The following is a 13,987-nucleotide window of genomic DNA, read 5'->3' as shown; positions in this document are numbered from 1 at the left end:
CATGTCCTCCACCACCGAGCTGCCCGTCCGCGGCCCCAAGACCACCCCCCGCTCACCGGTCATCCGGGAGGTGGCGGCCCGCAGACACCGCGCCGAGGCCCGCCGCACCCACCTCTCCCTCGGCGACAGCCGCACCGCACGCACCCTCACCTTCGCGGCGCTTACCCTGCTGGCCCTGCTCTGGCTGCTGCCGGCCGGCTGGGGACTGCTGACCGCGTTCAAGTCCGAGCAGGACGCCAGCGATCCCGTCCACTGGCTGTGGCCCGAGCACGGCTTCACCCTCGACGGATTCCGCAGTGTGTGGGAGCGCGGCGACCTGCCGCTGTGGATGTTCAACAGCTTCCTCATCGCGGCCGTCGTCACCGTCATCACGGTGGCCGTGTCCGCGATGGCCGGCTACGCCTTCTCCCGCACCCGCTTCGCCGGCCGCAAGGCACTGTTCACCCTCACCGTGGCGGCCGTCCTGGTGCCGCCGCAGATGCTGATCGTGCCGTGGTTCCAGCAGATGCTCACCCTGAACCTCGTCGACACCTACGCGGCCGTCATCCTGCCGCAGACCGTGGCACCGGTGATGGTGTTCATCCTGAAGAAGCACTTCGACTCCCTGCCCAGGGAGCTGGAAGAGGCCGCCCGCATCGACGGCGCCGGACACATCCGCATCTTCTGGTCCGTGCTCCTGCCGCTGTCCCGCCCCATGCTGTCGGCCGTAGCGATCTTCGTGTTCATCGGGGCCTGGAACAACTTCCTGTGGCCCTTCGTCTCCACCTCCGACCCCGACCTGATGACCCTCCCCGTCGGCATCACGTCGGTCAAGGACGCCTACGGCGTCCAGTACGCACAGTCGATGGCCTCGGCCGTCCTGGCGGCACTGCCCCTGGTCGTCGTCTTCCTCTTCTTCCAGCGGCACATCGTCAAGTCCGTCGCCACCACAGGACTCGGCGGCCAGTGACACCACCCACCGACTGAAAGGCAGCACCCACTCAGGCACCACCCCACCCCACGGAGTCGCCCATGAGTACATCGCCCCGCACGGCCCGCACCGCAGCCCTGCTCGCGCTGCTGCCGGCCGTGATGTTCTCCCTCGTCTCCACGCCCCCGTCGACCGCGGCGCCCCAGGCCGCGGCCGCCACCAGCACCACCTTCCGCAACCCACTCAACACCGGGCCCGACCCGTACCTGACGTACTTCAACGGCTCGTACTACATGACCACTACCCAGGGCGGCAGCATCCGCATGTGGCGCTCGCCGTCCCTGGCCACCCTCCTCGCATCCGACCCGGTCACCGTCTGGACCGACACCGACAACTCCCGCAACAAGAACATCTGGGCCGCGGAGTTCTACCGCTTCAACAACCGCTGGTACCTCTACTACACGGCCGACGACGGCGTGGACGACCACCACCGCATCTACGTCCTGGAGTCCGACACCGACTCCCCCACCGGCCCCTACCACTTCAAGTCCGCACTCATCCCGCCCAACCACACCGACGACTTCGCCATCGACCCCAGCGTCTTCACCCACAACGGCAAGCTGTACCTCGCCTACAGCGGCATCAACGCCTACCAGCACAACGGGCTCAACATCGCGCCCATGTCCAACCCCTACACCGTCTCCGGCAACGCGGTCGCGATCGACGCGGCCGGCGGCTGCCCGGAGGTACGCGACGGGCCGGAATTCCTCAACCGCAACGGCCGTACCTGGATGACCTATTCGGCGTGCGACACCGGCAAGCCCGACTACCAGCTGTGGATGCTGTCCCTGGCCGACGGCGCCGACCCGCTGGTGGCCGCCAACTGGCAGCAGCACAACGGCCCGGTCTTCTCCCGCGACGACGCGGTCGGCGTCTACGGCCCCGGCCACCACGCCTTCTTCAAGTCCCCCGACGGCACCCAGGACTGGATGGTCCACCACGCCAAGACAACCTCCCAGTACACCTACACCGACCGCACCAGCCGCGCCCAGAAGATCAGTTGGAACGCCGACGGCAGCCCCAACCTAGGGACCCCGCTCGCCCTGGGCGCCACCCAGAACCTGCCCTCCGGCGACCCCGGCTCCGGCAACCACTGGATCAACGACGACGGACGCTCCAGCGGCGACGGCACACTCACCTACAGCGGCGCCTGGAACTCCGGCAGCGGATGCGGCACGCAGTGCTTCTGGGGCGACGATCACTGGAGCGACCGGGCCGACAACACTGCGACCTTCACCTTCACCGGCACCCGGATCGCGCTGCTGTCCGTCCGCGACACCGGCAACGGCATCGCCGCCCTCAGCATCGACGGCGGGCCGGAGACACGTGTTGACTTCTACGGCGCCATCCGCGCAGGTGAGACCGTGCAGTACCTCAGTCCCAAGCTGCCCCCCGGCCGGCACACGTTGCGCATCAGGGTGACCGGCGAGCACAACACCCAGTCCACGGCCTCCTTCGTGAGCGTGGACCGGGCCGAGGTGTACAGCGACTGACACGAGCGGGAAGCGGCGGCCGCCCTCCAGGAACTGGACCGGCCGCCGCGCCGTCGACAGGGGCGCGCTGCGGTCACGCGCTGTCCTGGCGTCGCCTGATCTGCGCGAGGATCCCTCGAGCTTCGTCGCGGACACCGCGGTCGACGTCCCCTGCCAGCTCCATCAACTGAGAGATCAAGCGGTCCGTGCCGCCGTCCGTCATCCAGCCGGGATCTCCGTCGAGGGCAGCACTGAGCTCATCCGCCGTCCAGGTCTCGGTGACCGGGTGACACCCCGCCGGACAGCACGATCGAGCGGCAGCATCCCGCCTCACGAGCCGCTGCGCCCCCGGTACTGACTGGGGACGCGGACCGTACGTTCACGGATTCCGTATCCTTGCGGCATGCGCACGCGCCCCACCCTGAGCTGGGCTCCTGCCGAGGACCTGCCGCCCGGCACCACCGATCTGGCACCGGTCGTCGATGCCCTGAGCGCCGGCGGTGTGCTGGTGCTGAGCGGAGCGGGCCTGTCCACGGAGTCCGGCATCCCCGACTACCGGGGTGAGGGCGGAAGCCTGGGCCGGCATACGCCGATGACGTACCAGGAATTCACCGCCAGTGCCCAGGCCCGCCGCCGGTACTGGGCGCGCAGCCATCTCGGCTGGCGCACCTTCGGTCGCGCCCGCCCCAACGCGGGCCACCGGGCCGTAGCCGCGTTCGAGCGGCACGGACTGCTGTCGGGTGTGATCACTCAGAACGTCGACGGGCTGCACCAGGCCGCCGACAGCAAGGACGTCGTCGAGCTGCACGGCAGCCTGGAACGGATCGTCTGCCTGTCCTGCGGTGCCGTCAGCTCGCGCCGTGAACTCGCCCTGCGTCTGGAAGAGGCCAACGCGGGCTTCGAACCGGTGGCGGCCGGCATCAACCCTGACGGCGATGCCGACCTCACCGACGCACAGGTCGGCGACTTCCGCGTGATGCCCTGCGTGAGCTGCGGCGGCATCCTCAAACCGGACGTCGTCTTCTTCGGTGAATCCGTCCCGCCGCCGCGCGTCGAGCAGTGCCGTCAGCTGGTCCGGGAAGCGACGTCGCTACTGGTCCTGGGATCATCACTCACCGTGATGTCCGGCCTGCGCTTCGTCCGCCAGGCCTCCCAGGCCTCCACGCCGGTTCTCATCATCAACCGGGACGCCACCCGGGGCGACCGGCACGCCCTCACCCGCGTCGAGCTCCCCCTGGGAGCAGCGCTGACCAGCGTGGTCGGCCACCTGAACCTCCCCGTCGACGACCCCCGCTGACCTCCGGACACGCCCATCCGCCGTGCGACCGAGCCCATGCCGGCACTCCCCACACGCAGCAGGGCAGGGTGCGGCGTGACCGCCCGTTCAGTCGTGGAGCGCGGCGGAAGGTGTGTCGCCGTTCTGGACCTGTTGGGCCCGTTCGGCGAGTACCGTGGCCAGCTCGCGGACTCCGTCCTCGTCAATCCCGGCCTTCTTCATGGAAGACGTCTCGGTCCACAGCAGCGTTGTGCCGACTCGCGTCTGGGTCACTGCTCCGGGCTCGCCGTTGAAGCCGGAGGTACCGAATCGGGCGTCGCGCTCGTCACCGAGCGGGCCGATGTCGAACGCCTTCGCGTTCTGTCCCGCCCTCTTGCCGTAATAGCCGTCCCAGAGCACGTCGTACGCCTTCGTCGCGGCCTGTTCGCTGTCGTACGCGACGACCTGAAACGAGACGAGAGCGGCGTCGTCGGTGTGACGGAAGGTCGAGACCGCGTAGAAGCGGGAGTTCTCGCAGCCCGCGTTGTCCTTGATCGGACAGGCCTGCGAGCGGTAGAGCTCGTCCATCTCCACGGCCGTGGGCCGAGCGGACTCCTTCCAACCCGGCATGGCCTCGCCATCCGGCAGCGCCTGCCGTACCTGCTCCTTGGTGAGCGCCACCGCTGTGTCGTCCCCGCTGTCGCTGTCCGAGCCGCCGCCACAGCCGGACAGCAGCAGCGCCGCCGCAATCGCCACACACCCGCGGAGATCCCTCATGACCATGCCACCACCCCTCGAAAAGTGATCTTACGCAGGCCGTCCCCGCGCAGCGGACACCGACCGAGGCAGCAGACCGGACACAGGCGTTTGACCAAAGCCCCGCGCGGCCCGCCGTGTTGTGCTTCGTGCGGCGGGCCGGAGCCGGTCTTCACGCCGTTCGCCCGTTCCGCTCAGGGGGCGGGTTGACGGCCGCGATGGTCAATTCGCCTCAGCCGTCGGCTACGTGAGGTGGTCGGCGATCAGGGCTGCGAATTCGTCCGGCGTGGCCAGGCGGATGCCGAGCTCCTCGGCCTTGGCTCGCTTGGAACCCGCGCCCTCTCCGGCGACGACGAGGGTGGTCTTCTTGGAGACGCTGGAGGAGGACCGGCCGCCGGCCTGTTCGATGAGCTCGTTCATCTGGTTGCGGCTGAGCTTTTCCAGGGGGCCGGTCATCGCGCCGGTGACGACCACGGTCATCCCGGTCAGCGCTCCGCCCGCAGGCGGCGTCTTCTCGTCGGGATCGTCTGCGCCGCCGTCGGCCGGAGTGGGCGGAGTGGCGCCGGGTTCGGTCATGTTCACTCCGGCGGCGGCGAGTTTGTCGATGAGCGGGCCGAGTTCGGCGAGTTCGGCGACGATTGAGGGCGCCTTCTCGGTGCCGATGCCCTCGACCTGCTGCATCGCTTCGGCGTCCGCGGCGCGGAGGTGGTCCATGGTGGCGAAGTGCCGGGCGATACGACGGGACATGGAGCGACCGGTGCCCCGGACTCCGAGCGCGCACAGTACGCGTGACAGCGGTTGGTCCTTGGCGGCGGCGAGGGCGGCGAGGAGATTGTCGGTACTGGTGGCGCCCATCCGCTCCAGGCCGAGGAGCTGCTCGCGGGTGAGGGTGAACAAGTCGGCCAGATCGGCGACGAGGCCAGCGTCGACGAGCTGGACGACGCGGGTGTGGCCGAGGCCTTCGATGTCGAGCTGGTCGCGACCGGCCGCGTAGGACAGGGCCGCCACCTGGTGGCAGTTGCGGCCGTTCTCGCAGCGCCAGCGCTGCTCGCTGGTGTCGATGCCGGCCCCGCAGCGCGGGCACGTCTCGGGGAAGGCGATGGGCTGTTCGTCGCCGGTGCGCAGGTGGGCGACCGGGGCTTCGATACGGGGGATGACGTCGCCGGCCCGGTGGACCATGACGTGGTCGCCCAGGCGCAGGTCGCGGCGGGTGATGTCGGACGGGTTGTGCAGGGTGGCGTAGGTGATGGTGGCGCCGTCGATCTCGACCGGTTCAAGGACGGCGCGCGGGGCGATGATGCCGGTACGGCCGACGTTCCACTCCACCTCCAGCAGCCGGGTGATCTTCTCGACGGCGGGCAGCTTGTAGGCGATCGCCCAGCGCGGAGCCCGCGACCCCGATCCTGCGCTGTGCTGGTCGGCGGCCAGGTCGGCCTTGATGACGATCCCGTCGATCCCGAACGGCAACTCGGCCCGCACGGCGGCGATCTCCTGCACCCGGGCCAGCACCTGCTCGACGGTGTCGGCGGTCGTGCCGGGCACCGCGGTGGTGGCGGTGGTGTTGATGCCGAGGACGGCGGCCTGCGTCATCAGCTCGCTGTGGGCGAGTTCGCCCAGCCGCGCGGCGAGCGCCGTCTCGGTGCCGGCCAGGGGCAGCAGGCCGTAGCCGAAGAACGTCATCGGCACGGTGTAGGCACGCTCCCTGGCGCGCAGGGTGCCAGCCGACGCGCCGCGCGGGTTCGCGAACGGCTGCCCGCCGTGCGCGGTGCGCACCTCATTGGCGTGCTCGAACTGAGCGGTCGTCATCAGGACTTCGCCCCGGACTTCCACGGTGACCGGCTCGGCGAGATCCTCCGGCAGGCCCTCGATGGTGCCTATCGCGTGGGAGACGTCCTCCCCGGCCGTCCCGTCCCCCCGGGTGATCAGCTGTCTCAGTCGGCCGCCCGTGTAGCGGGCGGCGACGGCGAGCCCGTCCAGCTTCGGCTCGACGCTGAACCGCTCGACGTCGTGGCCGATGCGTCGGGCCAGGGAAGCGGTCCAGGCGGTGAACTCCTGCGGCGAGAACACGTTGTCCAGACTCAGCATCGCCACCGTGTGCGGGACATCGCCTTCCAAGGCGCCGCCGGCGACCTTCCCCGTGGGCGAGTCGGGCAGCACCTGCTCAGGATGTTCCGCCTCCCATGCGGCGATGCCTCGCGTCAGCCGGTCGTAGGCGTCATCGTCCAGTGCCGACGTCCCGCCCCCGTAGTAGGCAGCCGACGCCTTCAGCGCGGCCTCGACCGCCTGCGCGTAGGAAGCGGCATCCGTGATCACAGCTCCAGGTGTTGTCATACCTGTCATCTTGCCTGCCACCACTGACATCGCCTGGTGGGCCGTGAGCGCTGTTCCACGTACGCGGTGTCGAAAGCCGACGACGGTGTCAGAGGCAGGAGTTACGGTACGCGCTGTGGACGCTGCTGATCTTGACCATCGAGCCCGGACGCGGTCTGGCTGCATACCCCCGCACCTGGTCTCCCGGCTCCTCGACCTCGGCCATGCCGAGACGGTGGAGTACTGGGCCGGCCAAGGGGAGTGGTTCTGCGCACGGGAGTGGGCGCGGCTACTCGGTGAACAGAGCCGACTGGCTGAGGCGTTGGAAATACTCGCCCCGTATCTCGCTACAGGCTCGTGGACAGCCACCAGGGACACGGCGGAACTGTTGGAGAGCTGGGGGCGCACCGACGAGGCGATCGTGCTGACCCGGGCTCGTATGGAGGTCGGGCATCCGTTGGCACTGGAGTTCTATGCGCGACTGCTGGCCAGGCACGGCGGCAGCGACGAGGCGTTCACCCTGCTGCAGCCGCACATCGACGACTGGCTCCTGGCTGCGGCCCTGGTGGAGGTCGCGGACGGCGCCGGTCGGGACGAGGAGGCCGCGGCACTGCTGGCCGCCCGGATCCCGGCCGAGCACCGTTGCGACACCCCGTGGTGTTGCCGCGGCCTCGACCCTGACACGGCGATCGGACTGCTTGCCACGATCCGCGAACGCCAGGGCCGCATCGATGAAGCCATCGCCCTGCTTCACACCCGGAACGTCAACGCGGTCAGCAACCGGGATCAGCTGGCCGACCTGCTCGCCCGGCACGACAGAACCGGGGAACTGCGCGCCTACGCGGCAACCGAGGAGCTTGGGTACGCCGCGCGATGCCTCGCGGAACTGCTGGAGGAACGTGGTGACGTGGAGGGCGCGATCGCCGTGTACCAACAGGCCGCTAAGTCGTCCGTTCGCGAGGGCATGACGGTGGACCTCGCGCACCTCCTGGCGCGCCACGGTCGCGGGGACGAGGCGATCGAGGTGATGCGGGCTGTGGCCGACCGTCCCGGCGGGGCCGAGGACTGGATCCTCCACGTGTTCTGCACTCTCTGCGCCGACCAGGGCCGTCCCGAGGAGGGCCTGGCCTACCTCGACGCCCTCAAGGAACGCCGCGGAGAGGAGGAGTGGGAGCTGTTCTGGATACGGCTTCCGTTGATGGCAGCCTGCGATCTGGTTGATGAGGGCCTTGAAGCGGCTCACGCCCATCCCGAGGGCCACACGTCGTACGCGGCGGCCCATATCGCCAAGCTGCTGGCTGACGCCGGTCGCACCGAGGAGGCCGTCGCGGTCCTACGACCCCACGCCCCCGCAAACAGCCACGACCTGGCCGGGTACCTCATCGACCTCGGCCGCATCGACGATGCCGTGGCCGTCCTGCACCAAGGCAAGACCCGTCCGCCGGAGTGCTCGACCACCGCCTGGAGCGCGGAGCCCCCGTTCTGACAAGCGGAACCGTCAGCCCTGCGGGTTGACCGGCGGGAGAGCCGGTCAGCCCGCAGGGTCCCGGCGGCTTCAGGCCGCGATCGATTCCTCGGCGAGGAACTTTTCCACGAATTCCAGGGTCCGCCGGTCGAAGTCGGCGTACTGGTCTTCCCGAGCAGCGCCGACGGCCGCGTCGCCGACGTGCAGATTGCCCTGGGCGTCGACGCGCTGCGGTCGCTCCTCCGCGTCGAGGAGCAGGCCCACGGTGGAGTGCGAGAAGCCGCAGTAACTGGCGATGCCCTCGCTGAGGTTGGCCTCAAGGACCGACTGCATGCCCTGTGCGACGGGATCGTCGGCGGTGGCGCCGGCCAGGCCGAGCCACAGCATCCGCTTGCCGGCCAGGCGCGGCTTGCTGCGGCCGTAAGCGAAGCCGTAGTTCCACACGCGGTCGATCCATCCCTTGAGGACGGCGGGCACGCTCTGCCAGTACACGGGGAAGACGGCGACCACGACGTCCGCGTCGAGGATGCGCCGCATATGGGCGTGCACCTCGTCGGAGTACGTCTTCTCCCGGTTGCCCCAGTCCGGCTGGTCCTCCACGTTCATCCGGGGGTCGAACCCCTCGGCGTGCAGGTCGAGCAGGTCGATGCGGTATCCGGCCGCCTGGAGCCGGGCGGCCGCTCGGCGGGCGGTGTGTGCGGTGAGGGAATCGCTCCGGTGGTGCGCGACGACCACGAGGGCTGTTCCGGTGCTGTGCTGAGGCACGGTGTCTCCCGACAGGGCTGAAGGTCTTCGTCTTTCGGTGACTCCAGTACAGCGGCGGCCGCGTAGATGATCCATGGGAGAAAGTCTCCAAACCATAGGAGATCGTCTACGATTCCCTTATGGATCCCTTGAGTTCGCTGCTGAGCGGCATCCGTGCCGAGGGCTCGGTCGTCAGCCATGCCGTCCTCAGCGCGCCCTGGACCATCCGGTTCACCGACGACGCACCCCTCACCATGGTCACCGTGCTGCGCGGGGGAGGCACCCTGCTGTTGCCCGACGGCACCGAGCGGGCGATCACCGCGGGTGACACGGCCATCGTCCGCGGCCCCGCACCATTCCACCTCGTGGACCAACCCACCACGGTCCAACTCCCCCACGCCGAGTACGAGATCAACTGCTTCACCGAAACGGCCTCGTGCTCGGCCCAGGAACTCGCCGGTATCCAGTGGGGCACCGACCCGGGCGGAGCGACGGCACTCATCGTGGGCGCCTACCGCGCAACCGGGCATCGCCACGAACGGCTCCTGCGCGCACTGCCACCTGTCCTGGTCGTCACCGAGGACGCCGAAGTCTGTGCCTGGCTGGAGAACTCCGCCGCCGACGCCGCCCGGCTCTCCTCCGGTTCGCAGGCCATGATGGACCGGCTCCTGGACTGGGCACTGGTGTGCACGCTGCGCACCTGGTTCGAGCGGGCGGGCGCCGATGCTCCGAGCTGGTACCGCGGTCTCGCCGACCCGGTCCTCGCGCCCGCCCTGCGCGCCTTCCACGGCCGGCCCGCCGACACCTGGACGGTCGCGTCCCTGGCTGCCCAAGCAGGCGTCTCCCGGGCGCTGTTCGCAAAACGCTTCACCCAATTGATGGGCCGCCCGCCGCTCGCCTATCTCACCGAATGCCGCATGGACGACGCCGAGGCGCTCCTGGCCGACACCGATCTGAGCATCGCCCAGATCGCGAAGACGGTCGGTTACGCCGACGCCTTCGGCTTCAGCGCCGCCTTCAAACGCTACAAGGGCCAGAGTCCCAGCCAGTTCCGAACCGCGGCGGCATGACCTACGGCGCGGGTGACCGAGTGATCAGCCTCGGTCCACAGGGCTACTGCGACTCTGGGCGGGCGCTCGCGCCCGACGCCCCCCGGGCCGCCCGCAGCGACCGCACCACCAGCGGGACCTGCAACGGCACCCGCGCCCAGGCGGCGGCGCGCAGCGCCGGTGAGCGGCGCTGCCAGTCCACCGCCATTTGCACGTTGGCGGGGAGCACCGCGAGGAACAGCCCCGCCGCCAGCCAGCCGCCCGCGCGACGGGTGCGCGGCACCGCGAGCGCCGCCGCGACCGCGAGTTCCGCCGCGCCGCTCAGCTGGGTCCAGGTCCGCGGGCGGCCGGGCAGCGCGCGCGGCACGATCGCGTCGAAGGGCTTCGGCACGGCGAAGTGCGCGGCCCCTGCCACAGCCAGCAGCCCGGCGAGCTGGAGTGCGGACCGGTCGGCGGCGCGGTCGGGCGTACGGGAGGCGGTGGAGTCCACGAGTACCTCGCAGCGTCGGTTCGGAGGCTGACGGACAGTCTTCTTACTGGCCGGTAGGGAGCGTAGCGGACACCCGACATCCCGAGCGGGCCACCCCCATCCGCTGCGGGTGCCACCAGTCGCACACCGCGGTGAGCGACTCTGGGGCCCACCCGCAGGCGGCAGGGCCGGACAGGCACCGCCGACCACTACGGCCGCTCAATTGCCCGTCCAGAGTTCAAGGACGGACGCGCCGGATACAGGTGGCCCTCCCGTATCCGGCGCCGCAGGCTGACGTCACGCGGTCTTCGCCCCGTCCGGGAACTGCCGGAGCCGTTGAGCAAGATCAGCGAGGCGAGAGAAGGCAGAACTCGTTGCCCTCGGGGTCGGCCAGAACCGTCCACGAGATCGCTGACTGGTCGAAATCAGGGTCGGTGGCGCCCAGCGCGCGCAGCCGGGCTGCCTCTGCGGCCGGGTCGTCATCGGGGTAGGGGCAGACGTCGAGGTGGACGCGGTTCCACACACTCTTAGTGTCGGGGTTGCGGACAAACTCGAGGTAGGGGCCCACGCCTTGGGCGGAACGCATCGTTGCGTGGTCGTCGGCGACCTCGTGAAGGGTCCAGTCCATCGCCTCGCCCCAGAACCGGGCCATCTCCCGCGGGTCGGTGCAGTCGACCACAACCGTGGCGATCGGCCCGGTGTCCCGGTAGAGGGGGCGGGGTTCCAAGACGCAGAACTCATTGCCTTCCGGGTCGGCCATGACCACCCAGGGGACATCGCCCTGACCAATATCGGCCGGCGTGGCACCGAGATCCTGCAGACGTGCAACCAACTCCGCCTGATGGGCGGTTGAGGTCGTAGCCAGATCAAGATGCACCCGGTTCTTGACTGTCTTGGGTTCCGGGCGGGCGACGATGTCGATGCACACGGCCACAGGGTCGGGGTAGGCGAAGCCGACGGGTTCGAGGTTGGTCACCCCGGGCCCCTCGCTGTCCACGCCCCAACCGAGCGCCTCCGCCCAGAACTGGCCGAGCTTGGAGTCGTCATGGGCCTTCATGTTGATCTGCACAAGTCGTGTTGGCATGCGCAGATCCTAGAGGCCTGATTGTTCGACCAGCACTGCCGCCAGATCCCCTGAGGGAAGGCGGTGAAGGCCGGCAGATCCCGATGGCCGTATCGAAGTGGACCGCTGCCTCGGGGGCCGCCCCTTGTAGCATCGTTCCAGTTCACAGGGGCTGGGGGGCTCATGTCGTTGGGGAAGCGGCTACGGGAGCTGCGGCGTTCTGCCGGAATGACCTTGGAGGGGCTGGCCGAGGCGTCCGGGGTCAGTGCGCGGGCCATCAGTGACATGGAGCGGGGGCACAGCAGGGCACCGCAACCGCGGACGCTCGCCGCGCTCGCCGCCGCGCTGAGGGTGAGCGGGGAGGAAGGCCGGCGGCTGGAGGAGGACGCGCGTGCGCTGCGCCGGGATGCGGCTGCCGCCCGCCCCGGTCCGTGCGAACCTCCGCGTGCGGTGAGCGACTTCACCGGCCGGGCGCGTGAGTTGGAGGCGCTCCGCCGTGCCGCGAGTGACGGCGCCCGCGGCAGTCTCGCGCCGGTCGTCCTGGTGCACGGGCAGGCTGGGGTCGGCAAGACCAGCGTCGTGCTGCGGACGGCCGAGGAACTGCGCGGCGGCTATCCCGGTGGCTGCCTCTACGTCGACCTGCGCGGGGTCGACCCTGTCCCGCCCGCCGCGGGCGACGTCGCCGCGCGACTGCTGCGGGCGCTGGAGATCCCGTCCCGCGCCGTCGCTGCCTCGGACGAGGAGCGCTGCGCCCAGCTGCGGGCGATGCTGCGTGAGCGGCGCTGTCTGCTGGTACTGGACAACGCCGCCGACGAAGCGCAGGTGCGGCCGTTGCTGCCGGGTGAGGGAACCGGGCTGGTCCTGGTGACCTGTCGGCGTGTACTCAGCGGGCTGGAGGGAGTCCGGCGGCTGGCTCTGGCCCCCTTCACACCGCAGGAGTCGGCGGCGCTGTTGCGTGCCGTCGCCGACCAGGCGGCGGTGCCCTCGTCCGCGGATGACGTTGAGGAGGTGGCCCGGCTGTGCGGCCATCTGCCGCTGGCGCTGCGGATCGCCGGCACCCGCCTGTCCACCCGGTCCGGCTGGTCGGTGCGCCACCTGGTCGACCGGCTCGCGGGAGAGGACCGGCGGCTGGCCTCCCTGCGCAGCGGCGACGTCAGCGTGGTGGCCGCCTTCACGCTCTCCCACGCCCAGCTTTCCATCGAGGCACGGCGAGTTTTCCGGCGGCTGGCTCACCTGCCGGGCCCGGACTTCTCGGCCCCGCTCGTCGTCCTGGTGACCGACGACCCCCTGACCGACACCGTGGATGTGCTCGACGAACTGGTGGAGCTCGGACTGCTCCAGCCACGGGGCGTCGACCGCTACCAACTTCACGATCTGCTGCGGCTTTTCGCCGGCGAGCGGCTGCGGGGTGAGGAGCCGGAGGGGGAACGGGCCGCCGTACGGCTGGGAATGGCGCGGCGGCTGTTGGAGATCACCGTCACCGCCGGCCGCTGGTTCGAGCCCGGGCACGGTGCGCCGCCCGAGGACTGGAACGGGCCGGTCCCCCTCAATACGGCGGACGAGGCGACGTACTGGCTCCGCGCGGAGGCGGAGAACTGGCTGGGGGCACTGCGGATCGCCGCCGAGGCAGGGGAACACCGCCGGGTGGTGGAGACCGCCGAGGCGCTGCACTGGTACTCCGACACCAGCATCGCCTGGCGCGGATGGTACGAGGTCTACGGGCTCTCCCGAGCGGCCGCTGCGCAACTGGGCGACCGGCGCCTGGAGACCGTACACCTCAACTACCTCTCGTGGGCGTCCTCGAACTGTGCCCAGCGCTGGGAGGAGGGACTGCGCGCAGCATTGGCGGCGCGTGACATGGCGGCCGCCGAGGGTGATCTCAAGGAGGAGGCGTGGGCGTTGCAGTACGCGGCGGACGCGCTGGGCCGCGGCGGGCGACATGCCGAGGCGCTGCAGATGCTGCGTGCGGCGCTGCGTCCGGCCGACCTCGCCGGTGACCACGACGGGTACGTCCAGCTGTTCTCGCGCATGGGGTGGATGCAGACCATGGTCGGCTCCTACGAGGAGGCTCTCGCCACCTACCAGGAGGGATTGCGCGAGGTCGCGGCCCGCCCGGTGGCGGCGCGGCCCGAACTCAGCCTGCGGGCCGGTGCCGCGGTATCGACGGCCCACCTGCTGGCCCTTCTCGGGCGGTGGACGGAGGCGCTCGACGAGGCCGGGCGGGCCGAACCGCTGGCCACCGTGTACGGCGTGCCCGCGCTGACCTGCCGCCTCCACCTCGCCAAGGGGCTCGCGCTGGTTGGTCTGGGCGAACGCGACCGCGGCCGCGCCGAGTTGCTCCTGGCACAAGAACTGGTCCAGGACCAGCCATGGCATTACGCGGCCGACAAAGCGCGGGAGGCGCTGACGAAGCTGGACGAACAGTCCGGCTGAG

At 70.1% G+C, this 13,987-nt stretch carries 11 protein-coding genes; 6 read left to right on the top strand and 5 right to left on the bottom strand.

Going from position 1 to position 13,987, the window contains the following annotated elements; genetic code table 11:
- Nucleotide 1 precedes the first annotated feature (1 nt).
- From AC068Z_RS08265 to AC068Z_RS08255, 3 genes are all read left to right on the top strand, one after another.
- Nucleotides 2-949, top strand: a complete 948-nt coding sequence (locus AC068Z_RS08265; RefSeq protein ID WP_478553501.1) for a carbohydrate ABC transporter permease — start codon at nt 2-4, stop codon at nt 947-949.
- 62 nt (nt 950-1,011) lie between these two features.
- Entirely contained in the window at nt 1,012-2,463 is a 1,452-nt protein-coding gene (locus AC068Z_RS08260; protein WP_478553499.1) for a family 43 glycosylhydrolase, read from the top strand.
- 382 nt (nt 2,464-2,845) lie between these two features.
- Entirely contained in the window at nt 2,846-3,739 is an 894-nt protein-coding gene (locus tag AC068Z_RS08255) for an NAD-dependent protein deacetylase (RefSeq protein WP_478553498.1), read from the top strand.
- Nucleotides 3,740-3,826: 87 nt separating this feature from the next.
- Here the strand turns inward: AC068Z_RS08255 and AC068Z_RS08250 are convergent, their stop codons facing one another.
- Nucleotides 3,827-4,474: a hypothetical protein gene (locus AC068Z_RS08250; RefSeq protein WP_478553496.1), complete on the bottom strand. Its 648-nt coding sequence runs from the start codon at nt 4,472-4,474 to the stop codon at nt 3,827-3,829.
- Between the two features lie 222 nt (nt 4,475-4,696).
- Nucleotides 4,697-6,784 (bottom strand): NAD-dependent DNA ligase LigA, encoded by a 2,088-nt coding sequence (gene ligA, locus AC068Z_RS08245; RefSeq protein WP_478553494.1) that lies wholly within the window; start codon nt 6,782-6,784, stop codon nt 4,697-4,699.
- Between the two features lie 115 nt (nt 6,785-6,899).
- Between ligA and AC068Z_RS08240 the strand changes: the two genes are divergently transcribed.
- Nucleotides 6,900-8,249, top strand: coding sequence for a tetratricopeptide repeat protein (locus AC068Z_RS08240; RefSeq protein ID WP_478553492.1), 1,350 nt, complete (start codon nt 6,900-6,902; stop codon nt 8,247-8,249).
- Between the two features lie 69 nt (nt 8,250-8,318).
- Here AC068Z_RS08240 and AC068Z_RS08235 read toward each other — a convergent pair whose 3' ends face one another.
- On the bottom strand, nt 8,319-8,993 hold the full coding sequence (locus tag AC068Z_RS08235; protein WP_478553490.1) for an NAD(P)H oxidoreductase: 675 nt from the start codon (nt 8,991-8,993) through the stop codon (nt 8,319-8,321).
- A gap of 119 nt (nt 8,994-9,112) precedes the next feature.
- Here AC068Z_RS08235 and AC068Z_RS08230 point away from each other — a divergent pair, with 119 nt between their 5' ends.
- Nucleotides 9,113-10,042, top strand: coding sequence for an AraC family transcriptional regulator (locus AC068Z_RS08230; RefSeq protein ID WP_478553488.1), 930 nt, complete (start codon nt 9,113-9,115; stop codon nt 10,040-10,042).
- 43 nt (nt 10,043-10,085) lie between these two features.
- Here the strand turns inward: AC068Z_RS08230 and AC068Z_RS08225 are convergent, their stop codons facing one another.
- Entirely contained in the window at nt 10,086-10,511 is a 426-nt protein-coding gene (locus AC068Z_RS08225; RefSeq protein ID WP_478553486.1) for a DoxX family protein, read from the bottom strand.
- 325 nt (nt 10,512-10,836) lie between these two features.
- The gene (locus AC068Z_RS08220) at nt 10,837-11,574 is read right to left on the bottom strand and encodes a VOC family protein (RefSeq protein WP_478553484.1); all 738 of its coding nucleotides are present in this window, start codon (nt 11,572-11,574) and stop codon (nt 10,837-10,839) included.
- Nucleotides 11,575-11,736: 162 nt separating this feature from the next.
- On the opposite strand from AC068Z_RS08220, the gene AC068Z_RS08215 reads away from it, so the two are divergent.
- A complete protein-coding gene (locus AC068Z_RS08215; protein WP_478553482.1) occupies nt 11,737-13,986 on the top strand; it encodes an ATP-binding protein in 2,250 nt (749 codons plus the stop codon).
- The last annotated feature ends 1 nt before the right edge of the window (nt 13,987 follow it).

Source organism: Streptomyces sp. NPDC043726 (assembly GCF_056436565.1).
This window is presented reverse-complemented; position numbering and strand designations above follow the sequence as displayed.

What these genes read in the sequence shown, in the direction of transcription:
- AC068Z_RS08220 (WP_478553484.1), bottom strand. Translation starts at nt 11,574, where the DNA reads ATGCCAACACGACTTGTGCAGATCAACATGAAGGCCCATGACGACTCC.
- AC068Z_RS08215 (WP_478553482.1), top strand. Translation starts at nt 11,737, where the DNA reads ATGTCGTTGGGGAAGCGGCTACGGGAGCTGCGGCGTTCTGCCGGAATG.
- AC068Z_RS08230 (WP_478553488.1), top strand. Translation starts at nt 9,113, where the DNA reads ATGGATCCCTTGAGTTCGCTGCTGAGCGGCATCCGTGCCGAGGGCTCG.
- AC068Z_RS08250 (WP_478553496.1), bottom strand. Translation starts at nt 4,474, where the DNA reads ATGAGGGATCTCCGCGGGTGTGTGGCGATTGCGGCGGCGCTGCTGCTG.
- AC068Z_RS08260 (WP_478553499.1), top strand. Translation starts at nt 1,012, where the DNA reads ATGAGTACATCGCCCCGCACGGCCCGCACCGCAGCCCTGCTCGCGCTG.
- AC068Z_RS08265 (WP_478553501.1), top strand. Translation starts at nt 2, where the DNA reads ATGTCCTCCACCACCGAGCTGCCCGTCCGCGGCCCCAAGACCACCCCC.
- AC068Z_RS08255 (WP_478553498.1), top strand. Translation starts at nt 2,846, where the DNA reads ATGCGCACGCGCCCCACCCTGAGCTGGGCTCCTGCCGAGGACCTGCCG.
- ligA (WP_478553494.1), bottom strand. Translation starts at nt 6,784, where the DNA reads ATGACAACACCTGGAGCTGTGATCACGGATGCCGCTTCCTACGCGCAG.